This is a genomic window from Rhodococcus phenolicus, from assembly GCF_001646785.1.
In the GTDB taxonomy this organism is placed as follows: Bacteria; Actinomycetota; Actinomycetes; order Mycobacteriales; family Mycobacteriaceae; genus Rhodococcus; species Rhodococcus phenolicus.
This window is the reverse complement of sequence record NZ_LRRH01000052.1, coordinates 1-24306: the sequence shown is the minus strand read 5'-3', so window position 1 is coordinate 24306 and position 24306 is coordinate 1. Positions and strand designations below refer to the sequence as shown.

Genomic DNA, 24306 nt, shown 5'->3' with positions numbered 1-24306 from the left:
CCGCGCGGCGTGCGCATCCGGCGTGCACGGTGTCGACGAGCCCGCGATGTTCGCCGCGCAGCCGGTCGCAGGTCGTGGGCCACGTGGCGAGCGGGGCACGGGCCAGCAGTAGCTCCAGCAGAGCCTGTGCCGGTCGTTTGCCGTGCGGCGTCGCCACGCGTGCGTTGTGGTCGGACCGCACGGTCCGGATGCGGAGATCCACGATGCGAGTCGCCTTGTTCGCCACCTGCCTCGGGGACACCCTGTTCCCGGCGCGGTCGAAGCCACAGCCCTGCTCCTGGCTCGCCTCGGCCACGACGTGGTGTTCCCGCCCGGCCAGACCTGCTGCGGCCAGATGCACGTCGACACCGGATACCAGCCCGACGCACTGCCCCTGGTGCGCAACTACGCCGAGACCTTCGGCAACGGTTCCATCGACGCGGTCGTCGTCCCGCCCGGATCCTGCGCCGGATCCGACCGGCATCAGCACGAGATCGTCGCCGGCCGCTACGGCGACGCCGCGCTGTGCGGACGCCCCGTCGAACTCCCCGAAGCGGATTCGTGCTGCGGCTTCGGCGGCACGTTCGCGATCAAGAACGCCGGAACATCCACGGCGATGCTCTCCGACAAGCTCCGCAACATCGCCGCCACCGGTGCCGGATGCTGCACGGCCGGTGACTCGTCGCTGGTTCCGGCCCTGGACGTGTGCGTCGTGCCACTCGACACCGTGGAGGTCGGGGTGCCCGAGGCCATGGCCCGGCTGGTGCCGGAGCGGCCCACCACGCTGATCAGCGGCCCGTCCGCGACCTCGGACATCGAACTTGAACGGGTCGAGGGTGTGCACGGGCCGCGGACCCTCGTGGTCGTGGTCGTGATCGTGGGATGGTCCTCATCGACTCCCAGCCGATTGCCAGCTTTCTTCCAGCTTCCCGGAAACGTCGCCGGGTGTACTCGTGGCGTTCACCTGTTCGCCGCCGATCAGCCGGGAGTTGCCGCCGCCATGAGCCTCATCGATCGATTCCGGAAGCGATCCTCGCCGCATGATCGAACCGAATCGGCCGAGGACGTTCCGACCGTCCCCTCCGGCTATCAGCAGACGGCGAGCAAGCTGCACGCCTTCAACCGGTACGAGATCAAGTACTTCGTCGACGAGATGAAGGTCCCCGAGTTGCGCGCCGAACTCGCCGCGCGGATGGAGACCGATCCGTTCTCACCGCACGGCGGGTACCCGGTGACGTCGCTCTACTACGACACCGCGGATCTGCGCTTCTACTGGGAGAAGATCGAGGGCCTGAAGTTCCGGCGAAAGCTCCGGATGCGGCTGTACGGTAATCCGGCGGATTGCACGGACGACACGTCGGTGCAGATCGAGATCAAGCAGCGCGTCAACCGTGTGACGCAGAAGCGCCGCATCGCACTGCCCTACGGGGTGGCGCGCCGGTGGTTGGACGGGCGCGAGGAGATCGAGTGCGATCCGTCGCAGCGTCCGTTCGTACACGAGGTGACCGCCCTGATCGGCAATCTCGATCTTCGGCCCGTCGTCACCACCGGCTATCTGCGGGAGGCGTTCGTCGGCCGCGAGGCGGACCTGGGGCTACGGGTGACCATCGACCACAAGGTTCACGGCCGTGACCGCGATTTCCATTTCGCTTCCGGCGCCGGGAACAGATTCGTCATTCCGCCGAAACTGGCCGTCGTCGAACTGAAGGCGAACGAGCGTGTTCCCTACTGGGCGACGGATTTGACTGCGCGTCTGGATATGTCGGTGATCCGGGTGTCGAAGTACTGTCAGTCGGTTCAGGCATTCGGGCTGGCGCCGCGATCGATCGTCGGGGCTCCCGAACTGGTCCTGCCGGACGGGTTCGACAATCGCGCGCCCGCCGATCTTCTCGGAACTCCCGTGCCGGCACTGGGCTGAACACGCGCCCTGCCTCTGCTCCGACATCCACAACATCCGAACTACTAGGACAACAATGAATTTCGATCTCCAGGATCTCAGCGGAACGTTCTCGACATTCGACATCATCGTGTCGCTGTCGTTGGCGTTCGTGCTGTCCGCCGTCATCGGCTGGGTGTACCGGTACACCCACAAGAACGTTTCCTACAGTCAGTCCTACGTGCAGACGCTCGTCATGGTGGGCATGATCATCTCGCTGATCATGCTCGTGGTCGGCTCCAACATCGCCCGCGCGTTCGCTCTCGTCGGCGCGTTGTCGGTCGTACGATTCCGTAACGCCATCAAGGAAACTCGTGACGTGGGCTTCATCTTCCTGGTGATGGCGGTCGGTATGACCACGGGCACCCGCTTCTATGTGCTGGCCATCGCCGCGACCGTCGCGATCTGTCTCGTGCTGCTGATCATGAACAAGTTCAACTGGTTCAAGCTCGACGTGCAGCGTCAGGTCGTGAAGGTGCAGGTACCGCCGGAGCCGGAGTTCGACGCACTCGTCGAGGACGTGCTCATCCGGTTCTGCTCCGAGTTCGAACTCGTCTCCACCGAGAGCGTCCGGGCAGGAGCATTGAACGAGCTGTATTACACGGCGCAGCTTCGTAATGGCAAGAAGTCGTCCGAGCTGATCGCGGCGCTGAGCGCGGTCAACACAGGTCAGCGGGTCACCGTCCTGACCGGATACGACCAGACGGACATCTGATGAACGAGACGAACACCGCCGGCGAGCCCCGACCGCGGCGTCGGCTGAAACATCGGATTCCGACGTCGCTGCGTCAGCACTGGAAGCTGCTGGTGGTGTTCGTCGCGTTCGTCACGGTCATGGCGACGGTGTTCGGATCGGCCAGGATCCGTCCCTACATCACCGGGGATACCACGGTCATCGCGTCGGAGATCACCGACAACATCAGCGGCACCGTCGATCTGTTCGACAGTTCGGTGCAGCACGAGGTTTCGCTCGAGATCTCCGACGCCGAATACGACGACATGATCGCCACCTTCCAGAAGACCGGCGAGAAGAAGTGGGTCATCGCCGATCTCACCATCGACGGCACCTTCGTCAACGACGTGGCCGTGCGGCTCAAAGGCAATTCCACCCTGATGGGTGTGCGCGGCGACGGTGCCGTGCCCGGCGGTTCGGGTTTCCGGCCTCCGGAGGGCATGGAATTGCCCGAAGGTTTCGAGTTGCCAGAGGATTTCGATCCGGCGGAGATGACGGGAGGAGGTCCCGGTGGTGGTGCAGGCGGCATGATGTCGCCTGCCACCGCGGACGACCCGACGTCGTTGCCGCTGCTCATCAGCTTCGACGAGAACGCTTCCGGCCGTGCCTACCAGGGCATGACCCAACTGTCCGTACGGCCGGGGACGCCGGTACTCAACGAGGCGATGGCATTGTCGCTCACCGCCGAAACCGGCCAGCCGACACAGCGATACGCGTATACGGTGTACTCGATCAACGACAGTGCCACCGCGACGCGTCTGCTCCTCGAGCATCCCGACGACGGCTACGCCAATTCGCTGTTCGACGGCGACGGCTACCTGTACAAGGCCGACGCCAGTTCGCGTTTCGAGTACATCGATGACGACCAGTCCTCCTACTCCGATCAGTTCAAGCAGATCAACGCCGTCGGTACCGGCAATCTGCAGCCGATCGTCAACTTCCTGAAGTGGATGGACTCGGCGACCGACGAGGAGTTCGATGCCCATCTGGCCGACTGGGTCGACGTCGAGTCCTTCGCGCGCTACGTCGCGACGCAGAACCTGATCGTCAACGGTGACGACATGAGCGGCCCGGGCCAGAACTATTACCTCTGGTACGACCTCGACACGAAGAAGATCACGGTCGTCTCGTGGGACCTGAACCTCGCGATGCAGGGCGGCACGAGCACGGGACCGAACGATCCGGTCGGCATGGGCGGCGGCCGGCCGGGCGTGCGACCGGGTGCGACCGGCACCGACGATACCCAGAGCGCCGCGGGCGGTACGGCCCTCCCCGAGAGCATGACGCCGCCTGAGGGAATGACTCCGCCGGCCGCGGTGACACCGCAGGACGGGACGACCGCGCCGCAGGGCCCGGGGACGCCCGGTGGTGGCGACGGCCCGCAGGGAATGCGATCGGGTAACTCGCTCAAAACCCGCTTCCTCGACTCGGACGCGTTCACCGCCCTGTACGAGAGTGCGTACTGGGACCTGTTCGAGCAGATGTACGGCAGTGGCCGCGCCGGCACGCTCCTCGACGAGATCGCCGCGACCGTCCCGGTCACCGACGGTCTGACCCGGGAAACGCTGCAGGAGAACGTCGATTCGATGCGCACGTGGATCGATCAGCGCACGGAGGCGCTGGCCACCCTGCGCACTCGGTGAGCGGGACCGGCGGCAACCGAACGGCGGCGCGGTGTTCCCACATCGCGTCGCCGCTGCCCGGTCATTGTTCCTTCAGCCGCCATTCGGCGATGTCGATTGCCGTGGAGATCGCTTCGGTGAGTACGGCGAGTCGTTCGTCGGGACCCGGGGCGGTGAGCAACGCGAGCTTGTCCGCCTCACCCATCGGTACCCAGCGCGACAACGCATACAACCGGGCACCCGGGTCGTCGGGCAGATCGTCCGCGCGCGGGGGTGTCACTCCGTTCTCGGTGAGCCGGTCGAGCAGTCCGTACAGCTTCCCGAACAGACCGGTCAGCCCGGAGAGGTCCGTGCCCTCGGACGGAGCGTCGGGCCACGGCTCGACTTCGGCGCGTGGATACGGGTCGTCCGGCAGCCACCGGACGATGCGGATGCGTTCCTCGGCGAGGCATTCGAGCCGGTGGTGGCCGCCGCCGAGTTCGGTGTCGACGACGATCCGCGCGACCGTCCCGACGTCGTGCCGGACGTCGCCGCCACCGACCTCCCGTCCGCGGGCAATGAGTACGACGCCGAAGCGGGGTCCGTCGGGCGCGGCCATGCAGTCGTGGACCAGTTGCTGGTAGCGGGACTCGAACACACGCAACGGCAGGTGATCGCCCGGCAGCAGCGCTGTTCCCAGCGGGAACATCGGCAGGATCGGCATCACCGCATCATGGCATCCGCAGGCGTGGAACGGGAGGTTCGGGGATCGGGTCGCCGCGGTCGATTTCGGCGAGCAGGTGGTCGGCCCACGCGGACAGGCCGTCGATGTCCAGCCCGTGCGGGGGCGCATCCTCGTAGTGGCGGACGCGCGCTTGCCCCTGTTTCAGCAGGGATGCCGCCCCGGCCGGGTTGCCGCGCAGCAGGTGGGTGAGCCCGACCGCGAGTTGTGCGAGTCCCTGCCACAGGGTGCGCTCCTCGAGCGGCGCGGATTTCCACGACCCTTCGAACACTTCGTGCGCGTGGAACGGATAACCGTGGTCGAGCAGACGCTGGGCCTCGGTGATCGCTTCGTCGGGTGACAGGTCGAGATCCTCGGCGACCGGTTCGACGCCCTCCTCACCGTAGGGGAGCGGGCGGCCCAGCGCGTCGCGGGGGCGGGCGTTCTTCGGTTTACCGTCCAGGTCCCGGTCGCGGTCGGTCATGTCGTCGAGACTACCCCGGGATCCGCGCGCCGCGACGACAACCGCGTGCAGGGGTCGTCGGCGGTTGTCCAGCGGCCGAGCGTTTTTCGCGGCTCAGTGCACGGCGCCGACGAGGCGCAGTGCGAGGTCGCCGTAGAGCGTTCCGATGGTGTCGGGATCCTGGTAGCGACCCGACGGATACCAGCGGCAGATGTCGACGCACAGCGACATCAGCGCGAGGGTGACGCCCTCGGCGTCGGGCACGGTGAATTCGCCGGAGGCCAGGCCGGCATCGACGACGTCACGGACCACCTGGGTGGTGCGCCGCCGCAGGCCCGTGATGACGCGGTAGTGCTCCGGGGTGAGAGCGTTGAGTTCGTACTGCACGACGCGGGCGCGGCTGTGGTTCTCCGCCTGCCACTCGGCGAAACGCCGGATGATTGTGGTGAGACGACGGGTGGCTTCCGCGTCGGGGATATCGGCGTCCTTTACGACCTGCAATGCCAGGTCGTGGCCCTCGTAGCTGATCGCGTAGAGCAGTTCTTCCTTGGATTTGTAGTGCGGGTACATCGCGGCCGGGCTCATGTCGAGGCGTGCGGCAATCTGCCTGGTGGTGGTGCCGCCGTATCCGCTCTCGGCGAATACCTCGACGGCGGCTTCCCGTAGGCGGGCCGCCGCCTTGGATCCGCTGATCACGGTGTCTCTCGATGTGGTCACTGTCGCTCTCCCTGTGTCGCCCCGGCAGTTGACAACTTGCCGCATCGAGGCCACTATAAGCAAGCGCTTAGATTATAAGCGATTGCTTAGATTAGGAGCGGTTGAATGCGACGCACCCTGTACGGTCCCGATCACGAGGCCTTCCGCGAGTCGGCTCGCGAGTTCGTGAACCGGTTCGTGATGCCCCGTGCCGAGGAACTCATCGAGCGCCACGAGATTCCCCGCGACATCTGGCTCGAAGCAGGCAAGGCGGGCTTCCTGGGACTCGAGATCCCCGAGCGTTTCGGCGGCATGGAAGCGAACGACTACCGGTTCAACGCGATCGTCGCCGAGGAGTTCGCCCGCGCGAACATGGCGCTGTCGTCGTCGCTCGGCATCCACTCCGACATCACCGTGCCGTACATCGTCCACCTGGGTAACGAGGAGCAGCGCGAGCGCTGGCTGCCCCGCTGCGTCACCGGTGAGCTCATCTGCGCGATCGGCATGACCGAGCCTTCCGGCGGTTCGGACCTCGCCAACCTCAAGACCACCGCGGTCCGCGACGGTGACGACTGGATCCTCAACGGAGCGAAGACCTTCATCACCAACGGCTACAACTGCGATCTGGTCGTCGTCGCGGCGCGCACCGATCCGTCGAAGGGTGCCAAGGGCATTTCGCTGCTCGTCGTCGAGCGCGGTATGGAAGGCTTCGAGAACGGCCGCAAGCTCGACAAGGTCGGCCAGCCCGAGGCCGACACCGCCGAACTGTTCTTCAAGGACGTCCGTGTCCCGGGCCGGAACCTCCTCGGCGAAGAGGGCATGGGCTTCATTTCGATGATGAAGCTGCTCCCACAGGAACGCCTCGGCTCCGCTGTCAACAACGTGCACCACGCCAAGCACATCCTGCTCGAGACCCTCGAGTACGCGAAGGAGCGCAAGGCGTTCGGCCAGGCCATCGGCACCATGCAGTACAACAAGTTCCTGCTCGCCGAGCTCGTCACCAAGATCGAGGTCGCCGAGGCGTACGTCGACCAGGCCGTGGAGGCCCACGCCGACGGTGAGCTCAGCGCGGTCGACGCCGCCAAGGCCAAGTGGTGGTCGGCGCAGACACAGTCCGAGGTTCTCGACGCCTGCGTGCAGATTCACGGCGGCTACGGCTTCATGAACGAGTACCGTGTGGCCCGTGCCTGGAAGGATGCCCGCGTCACCAAGATCTGGGCCGGCACCAACGAGATCATGAAGGAACTCATCGGCCGCGATCTCGGCCTCTAGCGCCGGCCGTATTCCCTGATACGTCAGATTCCACTCGAAGGAGCTTCCGATGCCCGAAGCAGTGATCGTCTCCGCAGTACGCTCGCCCATCGGCCGCGCGATGAAGGGTTCGCTCAAGTCGCTGCGTCCCGACGACATGGCCGCCCAGATGGTCGCCGCCGCGCTTGCGAAGGTGCCCGAACTCGACCCGGCCGAGATCGACGATCTCCTCCTGGGCTGCGGCCAGCCCGCCGGCCAGTCCGGCTTCAACATCGCACGGACCGTCGCGGTGCAGCTCGGCTACGACTTCCTGCCGGGCGTGACCGTGAACCGGTACTGCTCGTCGTCGCTGCAGACCACCCGCATGGCGCTGCACGCGATCAAAGCCGGTGAGGGCGACGTGTTCGTCTCCGCCGGTGTCGAGTCGGTGTCGAGCTACGTCACCGGCAACGCCGACGGCCTGCCCAACACGAAGAACCCGCTCTACGCCGACGCCGAGGCCCGCACCGCGAAGCTCGCCGAGGGCGGCACCGCATGGACCGATCCGCATCAGGACGGCCTGCTGCCCGACGTCTACATCGCGATGGGTCAGACCGCGGAGAACGTCGCCTCCTACACCGGGATCTCCCGCGAGGACCAGGACCGGTGGGGCGTGCGTTCGCAGAACCGCGCGGAGGAGGCCATCAAGTCCGGCTTCTTCGAGAAGGAGATCACCCCGCTGACGCTGGCCGACGGCACCGTCGTCTCCACCGACGACGGCCCGCGCGCCGGCACCACCTACGAGGCGGTCAGCCAGCTCAAGCCGGTGTTCCGCCCCGACGGCACGGTCACCGCCGGTAACGCGTGCCCGCTCAACGACGGTGCCGCCGCGCTGGTGATCATGTCCGACACCAAGGCCGAGGCGCTGGGGCTGACCCCGCTCGCGCGCGTCGTCTCGACCGGCGTGTCGGGTCTGTCGCCGGAGATCATGGGCCTGGGTCCGATCGAGGCCGTGAAGAAGGCACTCGCGCTGGCCGGCAAGTCGGTCTCCGACATCGACCTGTTCGAGATCAACGAGGCGTTCGCGGTGCAGGTGCTCGGCTCGGCCCGCGAGCTGGGTATCGACGAGGACAAGCTCAACGTCTCCGGCGGTGCGATCGCGCTCGGCCACCCCTTCGGTATGACCGGTGCCCGCATCACGAATACGCTGATCAACAACCTGCAGGCCCAGGACAAGCAGTTCGGTGTCGAGACCATGTGTGTCGGCGGCGGGCAGGGCATGGCGATGGTCCTCGAGCGCCTCAGCTGACGCCCACATAGGCTCGGGCAATCACACCGTTAGGCCGTATGTCTGAAAAGGCATGCGGCCTAACGTTTTTCAGGGCCAATCCTGTTTGAAAAAGCACCACCCTTGGGCTATACAGATCTGTAGCCCCCGTCACTCACGAGGAGACAACTGTGTCCGCTCTCGACAGGTTCCGCCTCGACGATCGTGTCGCGATCGTCACCGGAGCATCGTCCGGCCTCGGCGTCGCGTTCGCGCAGGCACTGGCCGAAGCCGGAGCCGACGTCGTGCTCGCGGCCCGCCGCGTCGACCGGCTCGCGAAGACCGCCGAACTCGTTCGCGCCGCCGGTCGCCGTGCTGTCACCGTCGAAACCGACATCGCAGATCCGGACCAGGCGCAGCGCATGGTCGACACCGCCGTCGAACAACTCGGCAAGGTCGACATCCTCGTCAACAACGCCGGCATCGGTACTGCGGTCCCCGCCACGAAGGAGACCCCGGACCAGTTCCGCCGCGTCGTCGACATCAACCTCAACGGCTCGTACTGGGCCGCGCAGGCCGCCGGTCGCGTCATGCAGCCGGGCAGTTCGATCGTCAACATCTCCTCGATCCTCGGCATCACCACCGCCGGGCTGCCGCAGGCCGCGTACGCCGCGAGCAAGGCCGGTGTCATCGGCCTGACCCGCGACCTCGCGCAGCAGTGGGGCGCCCGCAAGGGCATCCGTGTCAACTCGATCGCCCCGGGTTTCTTCGCAACCGAAATGACCGACGAGTACCCGGACGGCTACATCGAGGGGATGAAGTCGCGGATCGTCCTCGGCCGGACCGGTGACCCGGCCGAACTTGCTGCCACACTCGTGTGGCTGGTCTCCGACGCGGCCGGGTACGTCACCGGCCAGACCCTCGCGGTCGACGGCGGCCTCACCATCAACTGACCGTTCCACCCATCACACGGAGGTATGTAGTGAGCTCGACAGTCCGCACCGCCATCGTCACCGGAGCCGCCCGCGGCATCGGTGCCGCCGTCGCCAAGCGTCTCGCGTCCGACGGCATGCAGGTCGCCGTACTCGACCTCGACGCCGACAACTGCGCCGACACCGTCGCCGCCATCGAAGCCGCCGGTGGCAAGGCCCTCGCGGTCGGTGCGAACGTCGCCGACGAGGCGTCCGTCGCCGCCGCGGTGGAGAAGGTCGTCGCCGAACTCGGTGAGCCCACGGTGCTGATCAACAACGCCGGCATCACCCGCGACAATCTGCTGTTCAAGATGACCGTCGAGGACTGGGACGCGGTCATGGCCGTGCACCTGCGCGGCGCATTCCTCATGGCCCGCGCCACCCAGAAGTACATGGTGGACAACAAGTACGGCCGTATCGTCAACCTGTCGAGCACGTCCGCGCAGGGCAACCGTGGGCAGGTCAACTACTCCGCGGCCAAGGCCGGCATGCAGGGCTTCACCAAGACCCTGTCGATCGAGCTGGGCAAGTTCGGTGTCACCGCCAATGCGATCGCCCCTGGCTTCATCGCCACCGAGATGACCGCCGCCACCGCCGAGCGCGTCGGTGCGTCGTTCGAGGACTACAAGAAGGTCGCCGCCTCGCAGATCCCGGTCGCGCGCGTCGGCGAGCCCGAGGACATCGCGCACACCGCGTCGTTCCTCGCGTCCGAGGGCGCCGGATTCGTGTCCGGCCAGGTCATCTACGTCGCCGGCGGTCCGAAGGACTGACTGCCGATCGGGTGCGGCGCCGTGATCCCGGCCGGGACCACGGCGCCGCACTCGTTTCGGTCACCCCAGCGACGGCAGCCGCACGACCTGCCCGGCGTAGGCGAGCCCGGCGCCGAATCCCACCAGGAGTGCGGTGTCACCGGGTTTCGCGCCACCGGACCGGAGGAGCTGTTCCATCGCAAGCGGAATCGACGCGGCGCTCGTGTTGCCGGTCTCGGCGATGTCCTGTGCGACCGTGACGGTGTCGGGCAGGGACAACGCGCGAACCAGTGCGTCGGTGATGCGGCTGTTGGCCTGATGCGGCACGAAGGCGTCCAGATCGTCGACGGTGACCCCGGCCTTCGTGAGAGCGTCGCGGCACGCCTTCTCGAGGAACGTGACGGCCCACCGGAACACCGCAGCACCGTTCATACGGATGTACGGTCGTTCGGGCACGTCACCGCTGCCCCCGGCCGCCTCGACTTCCGCGAAGTACCGGGCGAAGTCCTTGTCCTGCTTGATGGCGTCGGTCTGGGTGCCGTCCGAACCCCACGCGACGGGACCGATGCCCTCGGTGTCGGACGGGCCGACCACTGCAGCGCCGGCGCCGTCGGCGAAGATGAACGCGCACGTGCGATCGGTGGGGTCGAGCAGATCCGACAGCCGTTCCACCCCGATCACGAGGACGTACCGGGCCTGCCCGGCCCGGACCAGCGCCGCGGCGTTGCCCAGTGCGTAACAGAACCCGGCGCAGCCTGCGGAGATGTCGAACGCGGCTGTGTCGTGCATGCCGAGTTCGGAGGCGACGACCGCGCCGGCTGACGGTCCGAGAACCATCTGCGACGACGTGGCCAGCACGACCGCGTCGATCTGGTCCGCGGCCAGCCCCGCGGCGGACAGCGCGTCCCGGGAAGCGGCCACGCTCATAGACACGATGGTCTCGTCGGGCTCGGCCCAGCGGCGGGTGGCGATGCCCGAGCGCGTTCGGATCCACTCGTCGGACGAATCGATGCGATCGACGATCTCGGAGTTGGGCACGACGCGTCGCGGCCGGTAGGCCCCGATCCCGAGAAGCGCAGCGTGCGTGACCGCCGAAGCGGTGGTGATAGCGGTGGGCATGACGTCCTCTCCGGCCGAATCGAACGTTTCCGGCCGGATCCATCATGGAACCGATCGGCGGGTTTAGGAATGGAGTTCCCGCAATCGCGTGTCGCACGAGCCGTCCGGCGCCCGCCGCGTGCCCCGACTCGGCGGCGTCCCGGGGATCGGATTCCGGTCCTTACGGCAGGATCGATCCGGACCCGGACTTCAGCGAACCCGACTGGCTCAGCGCGCAGAAGATGTTCGACAGAACATCGCTGGGAAGGCACCCGAGCTCCGCGACTCCCGCGCGAGGTGTCCCGCTCACCGGCGCAGCGGACTCCGGCGGGACGGTGTTCGCATTCGCAAACCCGGCCGCGGCCGCTGCGAGTCCGACCGCGAGTGCCACGATCGATATCGATCTACGCATGAAGGTTCCTCTCCGATGTACCGGTAAAGGCGGAAGCTAACACGGAACGCGTCGAACCAGGACCATTGCCAGCGCCTTTGGGAACAGTCCCATCGCCGAGTCCCGGCGTATGTGGAATCGAACGATCCCGGAGCGGAGCCCTCTCGCCGGCGGAGCCTGCAGGCGCGGGACACCGTTGTCCGTCACTACCTGCGTGCGGCCTCCAGTCGCCACCCTGAGGCGGCATCGCGCTGACGCCAGAACTCGGCGAAGCGTCCCCCGGCAGCGAGCAACCCGTCGACGGTGCCGTCCTCGACGACTCGTCCGTTCTCGAGGAACACGACCCGATCGGCGGTGCGGATGCTTGCGAGACGATGCGCGACGATCACACGGGTTCGCGGTGTCGGGTCCGCGGTCAGTGCCTGCACGATCGCGGTTTCGTTTTCGGTGTCCAGCGCGCTGGTCGCCTCGTCGACCAGCAGCACCGGTGCCGGTTTGAGCAGTGCTCGCGCGATCGAGATACGTTGCCGCTCACCGCCGGACAATGCACTACCACCCTCGCCGACCCGGGTTTCCCAGCCGTCCGGGGACGCCGCGACGATCTCGTCGACCCGCGCGAGTGCCGCCGCGGTTCCGAGCGCGGCGCCGTCCGCGTGCGGGTCACCGACCCGGATGTTCTCGCGGATCGTGCCGTCGAACAGATACGGATGCTGAAAGACCACACCGGTCAGGTGGTGCCGTGAGATCGGGTCCAGCGCGGCGGTGTCGATACCGTCGACGAGGACCCGGCCGGTGTCCGGTTCGTGCAGGCCGGCCAGCAATGCCAGCACCGTACTCTTGCCGGAACCGGACGGACCGACGATCGCGGTGGTGGTGCCCGCCTCGAACATCAGGTCGAGGCCGTCGAGCGCCGCAGGGGACTCGTCGTCGTACCGGAAGCCGATGCCCTGCAATTCGATTCGCGGTGCGCGACCGACGATCGTCATGGTTCCGTTCTCGTCGTCGACGGGCGCGGTGAGCACGGCGCGGATGCGGCGCAGCGTCGTGATGGACGCCTCGACACCTCCGGCGAGATCACCGAGGGTGGTGAACGAATCGAGATAGCGGACGACGACGACGATCAGAGCGATCGCCTCCGGAACGTCCAGGTCGCCGCGGACGGTCAGCGCCGTCACCGTGCCGGCCAGGATCACCAGCGCGAGTTGGCTCGCCAGACCGAACACCAGCTGCCCGGGGATCTGCATGAAGATCAACCGGAACGTCGCCGCATGCTGAGCCGACAGGGCCGAGCCCACATGACTCCGGGCCGGTTCGACGCGGCGCGCGGCGCGCAGCGCCTGCTGTGTGCGCGCGAACTCGACGATCCGTTCGGTCAACGCGACGTTGGTGTCCGACGCGACGCGATCCGCATTGCGCGAGAACCGACCGGCTGCGAGAAACGCGCTGAGCAGCAACGGGATTCCGGCGAGCGCGGCGAGACCGAGCACCCACGAGACCGGAAAGAGGGCGATCGCGAGCGCCAGCGGGAGCAGCACGGCACCGAGCAGCGGTGTCACCAGGTACACGATGAGCCCGACGAGGTCGGGTCCCGTCGCGGCGATGGCCTGACGGGCGGTCGCGGTGTTCTCAGCGGTGAACCAGGTGAGCCGGATACGGGCGATCCGGTCGGCGACCTCCTGCTGGGCATGCGACAGCAGCCCGAAACCGAGGTCGAATCCGAAGCGGGCGCCCCACGCGTCGACCACCCAGCCGGCGACGGTGACGGCAGCGAGCGCGCCCAGCCACGGCCAGGCGTCGGCGGGGGCCGAGCCGAACAGTGCGCCGACGAGCGGCACGAGCAGGACTACGCCCACGGCGCGGAGCAGCACGCCGATCACGGTCAGCGTCAGGTGTGTGACGACGGTGCGGCGGCTGCCGGGCGGCAGCAGGGTGAGCAGGGTACGGATCATCGGGCCGGCTCCTGATCTGCATCGGCGAGGGTGCTGGACGGGACGGCTCCCGCATCCCACAGCCTCCGGTAGCGGCCGTCACGGGCGAACAGTTCGGTGTGGGTGCCGGTCTCGGCGATGCGGCCGCGGTCGAGCACGACGATGCGATCGACCCCGGCGACGGTGTGCAGCCGGTGGGCGATCACCAGGACGGTGCGCCCCTCGGTGAGCCGGCTCAGCGCCTGCTGCACGAAGTACTCGGATTCGGGATCGGCGTAGGCCGTCGCCTCGTCGAGCACGAGGATCGGGGTGTCCGCGAGAATCGCCCGGGCGATCGCGATGCGTTGCCGCTCACCGCCGGACAAGGGCGGATTCGCGCCGAGCATCGTGTCGTACCCGTCGGGCAGCTCCGTGATGCGGTCGTGGATGTAGGCGCTGCGGGTCGCCGCCTCGACCATCTGATCGGTCGCGTCGGGAACGGCGAGCGCGATGTTCTCCCGGACCGTGCCCTGGATCAGCTGGGTCTGCTGGAACACGAAACCGACCTGCCGGTACAGCTCGTCCGGAGTCAGCTCACGGATGTCACGACCGAAAACGCGGATCGCGCCGTCGTCGACATCGTGGAACCGGGCCAGCAGCGCCGCCATCGTGGACTTGCCGGAACCGGACCGGCCGACGAGCGCGGTGACCGTCCCGGCCTCGAGCTCGAGCGAGATGTCGTCGAGCACAGGAACACCGGGCCGGTACGAGAAGCGGACATCGTCGAACTGCACCGCGGTGAAGCTCTTCCGGACGTGGCGGCCCGCGTGATTCCGGGACACGAGTTCGGGTTCGTCGAGCGCGACCTGGATGCGGCGAGCGGCGAGCATGCCGTCGCGCAGGCCGGACAGACCGTAGCCGAGTCCGAGGAGCCGCGCACCGAAAGTGGTGCCCAGGAACAGGAACGGGAGCAGCGTCGTCGGATTCGTGCCGCCGGTGACCAGTAGGGTGCCGAATCCTGTGATGAGCAGCAGGAAGGTCGCCGGCCGGGTCGCGAGATCCATGAGAGCCTTCTTGCCGGTGAACGGTCGCTGCCAGTCGTCGAGGAACCCGATGTACTCGCGCAGACGCGCCCGGAACGTGGAGGCCGCGGCGCCGCCGAACACGCGGATGACGGGCTGGCCGTCGAGGTAACCCGCGGCTTCGGTGTCCATCCGTTCGGCCCAGCGAGCGGACTGGGCGGTCTTCGGCCCGGACTGGGCCATCATGACGACCATGGTCACGATGTAGACGAGGATCGGGAGGAACAGTGCGAGCGTGAGACCCCAGTGGACGGTGAACAGGTAGACCAGTACGGCGAGCGGCGCGACGACCGCGGCGGCCGCGTCGGGCACGGCGTGCGTGACCAGATAGTGCAGAGACAGGGTGTCGTCCTGCACGAGACGCTTGACCCGACCGGAGTCGCGTGAGGTGAACCAGCCGAGGGGCACCTTCGCGAGCTTGCCGAGAAGTTGTTGCCGCAGATCGCGTTCGAAGCGTGCGTCGACGGCGTGCAGCCACAGGGTCAGGGCCGATGCGAGGAGCATGCCGGCACCCATCAGCCCGATCGCCCACGCTCCGAGATTCCACAGTTGCGCCGACGGTGCGCCATCGAGCATCCGGCGGGCCAGTTCGGTGAGCAGTACGAACGGGGCGAGCTGGATCAGGGTGACGATCGCCTGGACGACGCCGGCGGTGACGAGGGTGGGCTTCAGCGGGGACACGAGCCGCCCGCCGGCCTGCGCCTGCCACGTTCCGCGGTCGGATTGCGCCGAGATGGGTGTTGTTTCCACCGGTTTCTCGGCGGGCACCGGTGCGGTGGTGGTCTCTTCGGTCTCGGTGGAGCGCAGCTTGCCCATGGCGCGTCCGTGGTACCAGTACGCCTGCGCGTGCACCTCGGACTTGGGGAAGCCGAAGTCGTCGCGCAGCCGGGTCCTCAGGTGTTTGAGCGATCCGGATTCGGGACCGGCCCACGCGTACCAGTTCGACCAGTCCCGGTCCTCGATGGCCGCGGCCAGTGAGGTCGCTCCGCTCCTCGGAACCCAATGCTTCTCCAGCAGAGGGTGATCGGCCATGGGAATGAGAAGGTCGTCCTCGTGGTGCTGTTCGAGATACAGTTCGACGGCGACGTCGTGGGGGAGAGCGGTGAGGATACTGTTGATCGCGGGGATCGACGCGGAGTCGCCGATCAGCAGGTAACCGGCCGGCAGGTCGTCCGGTACCTCGAGCGTCCTCGACCCGAACGACGTGACACTGAGGTGGTCGCCCGGTGCAGCGCGCTGCGCCCACGTCGACGCCGGGCCTGCCGGCTCGTGCAGCACGAAGTCCACCGCGAACGTGCCCTCATCCGGATCCGTCTCCGAAAATGTATATCCACGTTGGTATTCGGCATTTCCGCCGTCGGGGTCGGGAAACCAGATCCGAACCCACGCGGTCGGTCCCGGATCGGCGTCCCGGAACAGTGTCGGTGACGACATCCTCACCCGCAGAAAGTGCGGTGCGAGTAATTCGGTGCCGGTCACCACGGCATCGTGATCGCGGGCACCGAACCCGCGCATCATCGCCCCCTGGAAGCCGCGTTTGGCCATCAGACCCCCACTCCCGCCGCCGCAAGGTCGGCGATCACCTGATCGAGCGGCCGCCCGGGAGGGGCGGCCGACAGAACTCCTCGGATCGTCGCTGTCAGAACGAGTCTCACGTATTGTGCATGTTCCACCTGAGGTAGGTCGCGATGCACTTCCCCCAAATTCTCGTCGGTCGAGAGCTGATCGGTGACCTCACGGCGCTGCTCCTCGAGGCTGTCGCCCCGTTCGAGCTGCGAGTCCTCGGCCACCGCGTAGTTGATGGCGACGCCGGCGATCACGCTGGACAGCGCGATGGCGACGTCGGGGGTGTAACCGCGCCGGCTCAGTGCCTCGATCTGATGTGCCATCAGGAGACGACCGGCGTCGCCGCGGGGGAACAGGGTCTGCATGTACACGCCCAGTCCCGGATGCCGGACGATGAAGTTCCACATCTGCAGGCCGAAGGACAGCAGGTGCTGTTCGACGTTGTGGTCCGGATCGTCGCGGAGCGTGAGGTCGCCGAGCACGCTCTCCCCGACGAGTCGTTCGAGCCCCCAGCGTCCGTCGACCGCCCGGTACAGCGCGGTCGAGGACACGCCGAGTTCCGCGGCGACGGCGTTCATGCTCAGCCGGCGCATCCCGAGTTCGCGACCGACGCGAATGATGTCGTCGATCTCGAACATGCGCGGACGTCTGCCGATCACGTGTGTGTACCCCTGATTCTCGGTAAGTTATGCCCTGTAACTTAGGTGAGTCTAAGTTCCGCCCCCAGTGCCGTGCAACACGGTCGTACGTCGAAGGTGATCTTGATCCTCGCGCGGTACCTCAGCGACCGCCGCGCTCCGGGTGAAGGGAACCATCATTCGGATAGACCGAATGATGGTTCCCACCACCGGGTTCGGGGCGCGTTCTTACGCGCTGTGTCGATTGTCCTCGAGGAGCGACTCGACGATGTTGTCGGCGATCGCGGCCGCGACGTCCTGCGACACGTTCGCTTCGTAGCAGCGACGGGCCGCGACCGCGAGACGGTGCGCTGCCTCGTTGAGCGGATGCCTGTTGTGGCCGCGCACCCACGCGAACCGCACGTTGCGACCTCTGGCTGCCTCGTGGATGCGGTCGACGACGGCTGCGACACCGGGACGCCCGTGGTAACGGCCGTCGAGGGCGGCGATCGCCAGCCGGCTGTCGGTGAGGATGTGCAGGTCGCGGTCGCGGAACCGATCGATGCCCATCTCGATCGCGAGCAGTTCGCCCTCCAGAATCGACCGGGCGTCGGGAGCCATGTGCATCCGGCGACGTCCGGTTTCGGAGATGCAGCCGAGCCCGACGCCGCGCAACTTTCGCGCCTTCGACGCATCGGTGGCGACGAGCAGAGGCGGCAGCGCGGCGCGGGCGGCCTCCCGGCGTGCTTCGTCCGCGGCGAGGAGGCCGGCGACATGCTCACCGATCGCGTCGGACGCGTGGCGCAGGAGCGCGCCGAACGGACCAAATGCGGTGTCGACGAACTCGACGGCCGGGAACGAGGCCGCCACGAACTTCAGATTGCGGCGCAGGCAGGCGTCGGAGAGGTGCAGCCGCGCCGAGTCGTAGCGGACCTGCTCGTACAAGAACGCGAACGCGTCGAGTCCGACGAGGTTGCGGTCGGTGTCTGTATCGCCGTCGCGGGTGAACAACCGGACGCCTTCGTGGGTGGCGAGGGCGGCGAACGTGAGCGGGCCGAGGTCGGTGCGGACCTGGCGGATGTGGATGGCGGCGAGCATGTGTTCCTCCTCGGTGATCGACTGGCATCCACCCTGCGGGCGTCGCTGGCCCCGCCGCGAGCAATGGGCTGATAACAGGGGATATCAGCCCTACGTGTGGTCGTGTCGGGTCTCTCCAGTAGATTTCGCTGCGAACTCGGCAAGGGTTGCCGACGCTATCGAAGGGGGCCGACAACACCGTGCGTGACGAACCGGCCCTGCTTTTGACCAAGACCGACATCGCGGCGCTCGCCGGCGTGAAACGCCCCGTCGTGTCGGTGTGGACCACGCGCTACAGCGGCACCGACCGCCCGTTCCCGCGACCTGTACGGGTCGATGCGCGGCAGGAGAAGTTCGCGGCCGACGAGGTCGTCGACTGGCTCCGCGACCGCGGACTCGGCAACAACGAGGCACTCGCCGAGGACGTTGCGATCCACGCTGCGCTCGATCACCCCGCCGGCATCGGCGCGGACACCGCATTCGCCGGCCTCACCGCACTGCTGTGCCTCGCGGCGCACCTCGGTAGCCCCCTCGCTGACCTCGACGACGATGACATCCTCGACGAAGCCGACGAGTTCGACCCCGACGACGACTATCTGTACCGGGAGATCGCGGACCTGGGCGATCATCTCGCCAGCTACGCCCGGCATGCCGATCGCATGGCCGACGCTGCCTACACTCCGGAACGCGCGTTCGAAGCGCTTCTGGCGCAACGGTTCCGGGTCCCACTGCCCGACCTCGCCGATTCGGCCCTCACCGACACGGCTCTCGAACTGTGTGTGCGCGTTGCGACCGCGCTCGTCGCCGACGATCGGACCGTGTTCGTCGATCCGTCCGCCGACGGCAGCGACCTGCTCGTCGCGTTGCGTCGCACGCTCCTCGAGGATGTCGAACCGGTCGCGATCACCGGGCGATCCGACACCGCCTCCGCGCGGCTGGCTCGCCGGCGGCTTGCGATGCACCGGTGGCGTCGCCACCCCGCACCCGAAGAAGGTTTCGGGGCGGACTTCTCCGTCGACCGACCCGCTCTGTTCCTCACCCAGTACCCATGCCCGTCCACGCGGGGCGCGTCCGCTGTCGAGGTGCTCACCGAAATCGACAACATCACCATGCAGATGGGTCGCGATCATCTCGCGGTCGTCATCGCGCCCGCCGCCATCCTCGTCGACGCGTTGCGGGATCGTGAGGCGTCGGCGATCCGATCCGGCATTCTGCGTTCGGACCGATTGCGCGCCGCGATCCGGCTGCCGGAGGGGCTGCTGGTGACGCGACCCGGCACGTCGATGGCGTTGTGGGTGCTCGGCGCGGCCGACGAACGTCTCGCCCCCACGGACCTGTTCACGGTGCTGGCCGACATCGGGCACCGCAGTCTCGATCGCGACACCATCGACGGCGTGGTCTCCGACGTGGTCGCGGCGATGGGTGCGTGGGATTCTGTGCGAGCGCACGCCTTCCATTTCGGCGCGGTGCACCCCACGTCCCAGTTGCTCGCCGAAGACAGCCGTGGCCTCGTCGCCACCCGCACCGTGCTTCCGGCCGGTCGTGGTGCCGATGTCGCGAGCCGGACGATGTCGCTCGTCGATCGCATCAACGACCAGGCATGCAAGGTGGCCGGCGGACTGTCTCTCGCCGTCGAGTATCACCAGCCGAAGGCGACTCCGCTGCCGACCGCCGGTGAGCTCGTCGCGCAACGCAAACTCGCGCTGGTCTCCGGCAACCGGATCGACACCGACCACGTGATCGCGGGTGGTCAGGTGCGCGTCATCGGCACCGAAGAGTTATTGGGGCAGAAGCGGATCGGAGTGCGTGGTGTCGACCGGCTGGTGCACACCGCGAACTATCCGAGCAGCCGGTACACCGAGCCCGGCGACATCGTCTTCTGCACGGCGCCGCGCTTCGGGATCACCGTCGACACCGACGGCGCGTCGCTGGTCCTGGCCCCCGCCCGCGTGCTGCGGGTGCGCAACAGCAAGGTCGACGGCCTGGTGCCGGGGCTCATCGCCCGACACCTGCGGCAGCTCGCCGCCGACGACAAGCCGGCGGGCGCGATCCGTGGCGGTCGGCGCTGGCAGGACTGGACGGTCCCGGTGATCGCGCCGAACCGGGTCGCCGCGGCCGAAGCATCATTGGCCGAGTTCGAGAGCCGACGACGCGACGCGCAGCTATTGCTGGACAGTTTGGATCTTTTGGCCGACACGATCATCGACGGAGTGACTCGCGGAGTCCTGTCCGTCGACATTGAGCACGGGACAGTCCCGGAGGAAGGGTGAAGATGCCACCGAGGAAGAAGGCGGCGGTCACGGCACCGTCGACGATGAAGGAACTGAAGGACACGCTGTGGAAGGCCGCGGATAAGCTGCGCGGATCCATGGACGCGTCGCAGTACAAGGACGTCATCCTCGGACTGGTGTTCCTCAAGTACGTCTCCGACGCGTTCGACGAGCGGCGTGAGCAGCTCGAGCAGGAACTCATCGCGGACGGTCTCGACGAAGAGGGCATCGCGTCGCTCATCGACGACCGCGACGAGTACCTCGGGTCGAGCGTGTTCTGGGTGCCGGAGGAGGCCCGCTGGTCATACCTCGCGCAGAACGCAAAGGGTATCCAGGAATCCGATGACGTCGAGGCCCGTACCGTCGGTGAACTGGTCAATGGCGCGATGCGCGGGTTGATGGCCGAGAACGCCACCCTCACGGGCACTCTGCCGATCATCTTCAACAACCCGAGTGTCGACCAGCGGCGACTGGGTGAGTTGATCGACATGTTCAACGACACCCGCTTCACGGGCGAAGGCGCGCGCCGTGCCCGGGATCTGCTCGGCGAGGTGTACGAGTACTTCCTGGAGAAGTTCGCCCGCGCCGAGGGCAAACGCGGCGGCGAGTTCTACACGCCCGCAGGGGTTGTGCGCGTTCTCGTCGAGATGCTGGAACCGTACAACGGGCGGGTGTACGACCCGTGCTGCGGTTCGGGTGGCATGTTCGTGCAGGCCGAGAAGTTCATCGATCACCACGGCGGCAATCCGGCCGATATTTCGGTGTACGGGCAGGAACACAACGAGCGCACGTGGCGGATGGCGAAGATGAATCTCGCCATTCACGGCATCACCGCACAGCTCGGCCCGAAGTGGGAAGACACGTTCGCCCACGATGTGCATCCGGATCTGCTCGCAGATTTCGTGATGGCGAATCCTCCTTTCAACATCAAGGATTGGACGCGCCGCGAGGACGACAAGCGGTGGAAGTTCGGTGTCCCGCCGGCGGGCAACGCGAACTACGCGTGGATTCAGCACATCCTGTCGAAACTCGCCGAACGCGGCAGCGCCGGTGTGGTCATGGCCAACGGAACGATGTCGTCGAATTCCGGTGGTGAAGGCGATATCCGGGCTCGACTGGTCGAGGCCGACCAGGTGTCGTGCATGGTCGCGCTGCCGACACAGTTGTTCCGCAGCACGGGAATTCCGGTGTGCGTGTGGTTCTTCGCGAAGGATAAGGCGCCGGGGCCGAAGGGTTCGATCGACCGGCGTGGGCAGGTACTGTTCATCGATGCCCGCAACCTCGGTTACATGGTCGACCGCGCGGAGCGTGCGCTCTCGGACGAGGACATTGCGAAGATCGCCGGAACGTTCCACGCTTGGCGCGGAACGGAATCCGCGAAGGGTGTCGAATACGCCGACGAGGCCGGCTTCTGCTACTCAGCCACGCTCGCCGAGATCAAGGACGCTGACTATGCGCTCACCCCAGGTCGCTACGTCGGCGCGGCGCCGCTCGAAGACGACGGTGAGCCGATCGAAGAGAAGATCGCGCGGTTGACGAAGGAACTGTACGAACAGTTCGACGAGTCGGCGCGGCTGCAGGCTGTCGTGCGGGAGCAGTTGGGGAGGGTCGGATGACGCGGGTTCCAGCTGGCTGGACCGAGACCACGCTGGGGGATGTTCTCACGTTTCAACGGGGGTTCGACATAACCAGATCCGAGCAGCGCGACGGTGCGATCCCTGTGGTCTCATCGGGAGGTGTCAGTAGCTTCCACGATGTGTCGGTAGCACATGGGCCTGGGGTTGTGATTGGACGCAAGGGAACCCTTGGCAAGACTTTCTATCTTGACGGTGATTTCTGGCCGCACGACACCACGCTTTGGGTCAAGGATTTCAAGTCCAGTGTTCCTCGGTTTGTCTACTACTTCATGTCTGGTTTCGATACCACATGGTTGGACGCTGGATCGGCGAATCCGACACTCAATCGAAATCACCTACATCCGCTCAGGGTTCTATGGCCGCCAGTACGAGAACAGCGAGCAATTGCAGACCTCCTCGGCGCCCTCGACGACAAGATCGCCTCAAACCGCAAGCTTGCCGCAACAGCGAATGCACTTGCCGTGCTAATGCTAGGCGATTGTGAAGTTGCCCCGCTTGCCGAGTTGGTCCATCATCGGCGGTCATCGCGGATGCCTTCGGAGTCCGGTGCGGACCGAGTTGCTCACTTCAGCCTCCCGGCTTTCGATGAGGGCGAGTCGCCCGAGGTTATCGATCCAGCGGAGATCAAGAGCTCCAAATTCAAGATCGAAGCTCCATCGGTTCTCATCTCCAAGCTCAACCCTCGGTTTCCCCGGGTCTGGGAGATTCCGGCAGTTCCAGATATACCGGCGTACTCGTCGACCGAATTCCTTGTGCTCGAACCGAAATGCGGTTCAACCTCAACGTTGTGGGCTGCGCTTCGTCAAGCGGCGGTCGCCCGGCAGCTCGAGTCTATGGTCGCGGGTACATCGGGGAGTCATCAGCGGGTGAAGCCGGCAGATCTTCTCGGCGTGAACGTTCCAGACGTGCGTCAGCTCGACGACCGCGCGAGAAGTAACATCGACGGGTTGTCGTCGGTGATCCACGCAGCACGTCGGGAGTCGCAGGACCTTGCGGCACTTCGTGATGCCCTCCTGCCGAGGTTGGTGTCCGGTGAACTGCGCGTGCGGGCCGCCGAGAAGATTGTTGAGGAAGCACAGTCGACGTGACAGATGCTGCAAGCTTAGGGCTCGAAGATCGCACTGCACGAGTGGTTGCCGGGCAGCGAGTCTGGGATGAGCTCACCCCTCTCCTCGCTCCACACTCATCCACCATTTTGGCGGCGGTCGCCTACGTCGGCTCGCGCGGTGGTGATCTGATCAAGCTCGATCGTGGTTCTTCGATCATCGTCGACGCGAGCGTGGCAACGGTACGTGCCGGGTCGACGGACCCTCGCGTTCTCACTGAATGGATCGGGGCGGGTGTAGGCGTGTATTCGTGGGAGGGCGTGCACGCCAAGATGATTCTTGCCGAATCTACGGGGGAGTCGCATCCAGCCTTTCTGATTGTCGGGTCGGCGAACCTCTCGGGATCCTCGGCGGCAAGGCTCACCGAGAGCGTGATTCTGACCGACAGTCGAGACTGCCTCGACGAGGCTCGAAGTGAACTGCTGGCGTGGAAGGTGCAAGCCGGTAAACCGCTCACACTCGATGAAGCGCACGCGCTCGGCGAGCACTACCGAGCAGACGGAGCGCAGGACAGCGCTGCGCCCAGGGCGGGTGACGTCCACAACGAGGTGGCACCCACCGAAGAAGTGACACCTCCGACTCAGGAAGGGAATTCCGCATCGCGGCCGCGCCCGACGCAGCTACTGCTCGTGCGGATGACATCAGAGTTCGACCCTCCCTCTGAGGTCGTGCACCACCAAGGCCGGCTTTCAGCCGAATTGGGGTGCGACGCTCCAGACTCGGGCTCAGTTCTGTTCGTGTTCCGCGATCTCAATGAACCCGAGTGGCGGCTACCTCTCTCCGTGGGGTCTCACCTGATTTGTGTAGATGCGAGTGCGAGCGGGCGTGTGACGAATCAGACGCAGGTCGCGCCGCCGGGATCTGTTGTCTACCTGTATGACGACGACAACGGAGACAGGTACTGCTACTTGCACCTTACAGAGTCACCCCGTGATGTCTCGTGGGCAAACGTTCGTGCTGCGTTCGGCCCGCTCGGAGAGAAGCCTGAGTTCGAACGCAACTACTTCCGCAAGAGCGCAATCGATGCGCTTCTGAGCCTCTGGCCGGAGTACCGACAGGGATGAGGAGTGGGGTGTGCCTCGGAACTCGGGCACACCCACACTTTTCGGAGTGGCTACTCGGCCGGGGCGTTGGAGTTTCCCTTGGACGTCGGTCGGCGTCGAGATTGTCGTCGCTCGAGGAAGCTTGGGCCTGACTTGCACAGGTTGA

20 protein-coding genes and 1 pseudogene are annotated in these 24306 nt (G+C 66.4%); 12 read left to right on the top strand and 9 right to left on the bottom strand.

The window, feature by feature from the left end:
• Positions 1-203 precede the first annotated feature (203 nt).
• The 4 genes and pseudogenes from A8G15_RS31100 to A8G15_RS14910 form a co-directional block, all read left to right on the top strand.
• Positions 204-853 (top strand): annotated as a pseudogene (locus A8G15_RS31100) (heterodisulfide reductase-related iron-sulfur binding cluster); the annotation flags it as partial.
• A gap of 126 nt (positions 854-979) precedes the next feature.
• Positions 980-1897 carry a polyphosphate polymerase domain-containing protein gene (locus A8G15_RS31095; protein WP_068161002.1) on the top strand — a complete coding sequence of 306 codons (918 nt, stop codon included), beginning with the start codon at positions 980-982 and terminating at the stop codon, positions 1895-1897.
• 55 nt (positions 1898-1952) lie between these two features.
• Positions 1953-2630, top strand: a complete 678-nt coding sequence (locus A8G15_RS14915) for a DUF4956 domain-containing protein (protein ID WP_068160806.1) — start codon at positions 1953-1955, stop codon at positions 2628-2630.
• The gene (locus A8G15_RS14910) at positions 2630-4291 is read left to right on the top strand and encodes a CotH kinase family protein (protein ID WP_211270174.1); all 1662 of its coding nucleotides are present in this window, start codon (positions 2630-2632) and stop codon (positions 4289-4291) included. Before A8G15_RS14915 ends, A8G15_RS14910 begins: the two co-directional genes overlap by 1 nt.
• A 61-nt stretch (positions 4292-4352) precedes the next feature.
• On the opposite strand, the gene A8G15_RS14905 is transcribed toward A8G15_RS14910, so the two are convergent.
• The 3 genes from A8G15_RS14905 to A8G15_RS14895 form a co-directional block, all read right to left on the bottom strand.
• Positions 4353-4973 carry an LON peptidase substrate-binding domain-containing protein gene (locus A8G15_RS14905; protein WP_068160998.1) on the bottom strand — a complete coding sequence of 207 codons (621 nt, stop codon included), beginning with the start codon at positions 4971-4973 and terminating at the stop codon, positions 4353-4355.
• 7 nt (positions 4974-4980) lie between these two features.
• Complete coding sequence (locus A8G15_RS14900; protein WP_068160804.1) at positions 4981-5454, bottom strand: DUF309 domain-containing protein; 474 nt, start codon at positions 5452-5454, stop codon at positions 4981-4983.
• Positions 5455-5547: 93 nt separating this feature from the next.
• A complete protein-coding gene (locus tag A8G15_RS14895) occupies positions 5548-6150 on the bottom strand; it encodes a TetR/AcrR family transcriptional regulator (RefSeq protein ID WP_068160801.1) in 603 nt (200 codons plus the stop codon).
• A gap of 105 nt (positions 6151-6255) precedes the next feature.
• On the opposite strand from A8G15_RS14895, the gene A8G15_RS14890 reads away from it, so the two are divergent.
• From A8G15_RS14890 to fabG, 4 genes are all read left to right on the top strand, one after another.
• Positions 6256-7401 (top strand): acyl-CoA dehydrogenase family protein, encoded by a 1146-nt coding sequence (locus tag A8G15_RS14890; protein WP_068160797.1) that lies wholly within the window; start codon positions 6256-6258, stop codon positions 7399-7401.
• Positions 7402-7450: 49 nt separating this feature from the next.
• Positions 7451-8668, top strand: coding sequence for an acetyl-CoA C-acetyltransferase (locus A8G15_RS14885; protein WP_068160793.1), 1218 nt, complete (start codon positions 7451-7453; stop codon positions 8666-8668).
• A 149-nt stretch (positions 8669-8817) separates the two neighbouring features.
• Entirely contained in the window at positions 8818-9579 is a 762-nt protein-coding gene (locus A8G15_RS14880; RefSeq protein ID WP_068160790.1) for an SDR family NAD(P)-dependent oxidoreductase, read from the top strand.
• Positions 9580-9608: 29 nt separating this feature from the next.
• A complete protein-coding gene (fabG, locus tag A8G15_RS14875) occupies positions 9609-10367 on the top strand; it encodes a 3-oxoacyl-ACP reductase FabG (RefSeq protein ID WP_068160788.1) in 759 nt (252 codons plus the stop codon).
• A gap of 60 nt (positions 10368-10427) precedes the next feature.
• Here fabG and A8G15_RS14870 read toward each other — a convergent pair whose 3' ends face one another.
• The 6 genes from A8G15_RS14870 to A8G15_RS14845 all read right to left on the bottom strand — a co-directional run bounded on the left by A8G15_RS14870 (position 10428) and on the right by A8G15_RS14845 (position 18105).
• Positions 10428-11465, bottom strand: coding sequence for a beta-ketoacyl-ACP synthase III (locus tag A8G15_RS14870; protein WP_068160783.1), 1038 nt, complete (start codon positions 11463-11465; stop codon positions 10428-10430).
• Positions 11466-11625: 160 nt separating this feature from the next.
• Positions 11626-11856, bottom strand: a complete 231-nt coding sequence (locus tag A8G15_RS14865) for a hypothetical protein (RefSeq protein ID WP_156665407.1) — start codon at positions 11854-11856, stop codon at positions 11626-11628.
• A gap of 185 nt (positions 11857-12041) precedes the next feature.
• Positions 12042-13784: an ABC transporter ATP-binding protein gene (locus tag A8G15_RS14860; protein WP_068160778.1), complete on the bottom strand. Its 1743-nt coding sequence runs from the start codon at positions 13782-13784 to the stop codon at positions 12042-12044.
• Entirely contained in the window at positions 13781-16369 is a 2589-nt protein-coding gene (locus A8G15_RS14855) for an ABC transporter ATP-binding protein/permease (protein WP_068160776.1), read from the bottom strand. The genes A8G15_RS14860 and A8G15_RS14855 overlap by 4 nt, the downstream gene beginning before the upstream one ends.
• On the bottom strand, positions 16369-17049 hold the full coding sequence (locus A8G15_RS14850; RefSeq protein WP_245687852.1) for a TetR/AcrR family transcriptional regulator: 681 nt from the start codon (positions 17047-17049) through the stop codon (positions 16369-16371). The genes A8G15_RS14855 and A8G15_RS14850 overlap by 1 nt, the downstream gene beginning before the upstream one ends.
• A gap of 207 nt (positions 17050-17256) precedes the next feature.
• Positions 17257-18105, bottom strand: a complete 849-nt coding sequence (locus A8G15_RS14845) for a ribonuclease HI (RefSeq protein ID WP_068160771.1) — start codon at positions 18103-18105, stop codon at positions 17257-17259.
• Between the two features lie 179 nt (positions 18106-18284).
• Between A8G15_RS14845 and A8G15_RS14840 the strand changes: the two genes are divergently transcribed.
• The 4 genes from A8G15_RS14840 to A8G15_RS14825 are packed head-to-tail and all read left to right on the top strand — an operon-like array spanning position 18285 to position 24161.
• Positions 18285-20354 (top strand): hypothetical protein, encoded by a 2070-nt coding sequence (locus tag A8G15_RS14840; RefSeq protein ID WP_068160768.1) that lies wholly within the window; start codon positions 18285-18287, stop codon positions 20352-20354.
• Positions 20355-20356: 2 nt separating this feature from the next.
• Entirely contained in the window at positions 20357-21970 is a 1614-nt protein-coding gene (locus tag A8G15_RS14835; RefSeq protein ID WP_068160997.1) for a class I SAM-dependent DNA methyltransferase, read from the top strand.
• Positions 21967-23079: a restriction endonuclease subunit S gene (locus A8G15_RS14830; RefSeq protein WP_068160766.1), complete on the top strand. Its 1113-nt coding sequence runs from the start codon at positions 21967-21969 to the stop codon at positions 23077-23079. Before A8G15_RS14835 ends, A8G15_RS14830 begins: the two co-directional genes overlap by 4 nt.
• Positions 23076-24161 carry a phospholipase D family protein gene (locus tag A8G15_RS14825; RefSeq protein WP_156665406.1) on the top strand — a complete coding sequence of 362 codons (1086 nt, stop codon included), beginning with the start codon at positions 23076-23078 and terminating at the stop codon, positions 24159-24161. The genes A8G15_RS14830 and A8G15_RS14825 overlap by 4 nt, the downstream gene beginning before the upstream one ends.
• Positions 24162-24306: the final 145 nt, after the last annotated feature.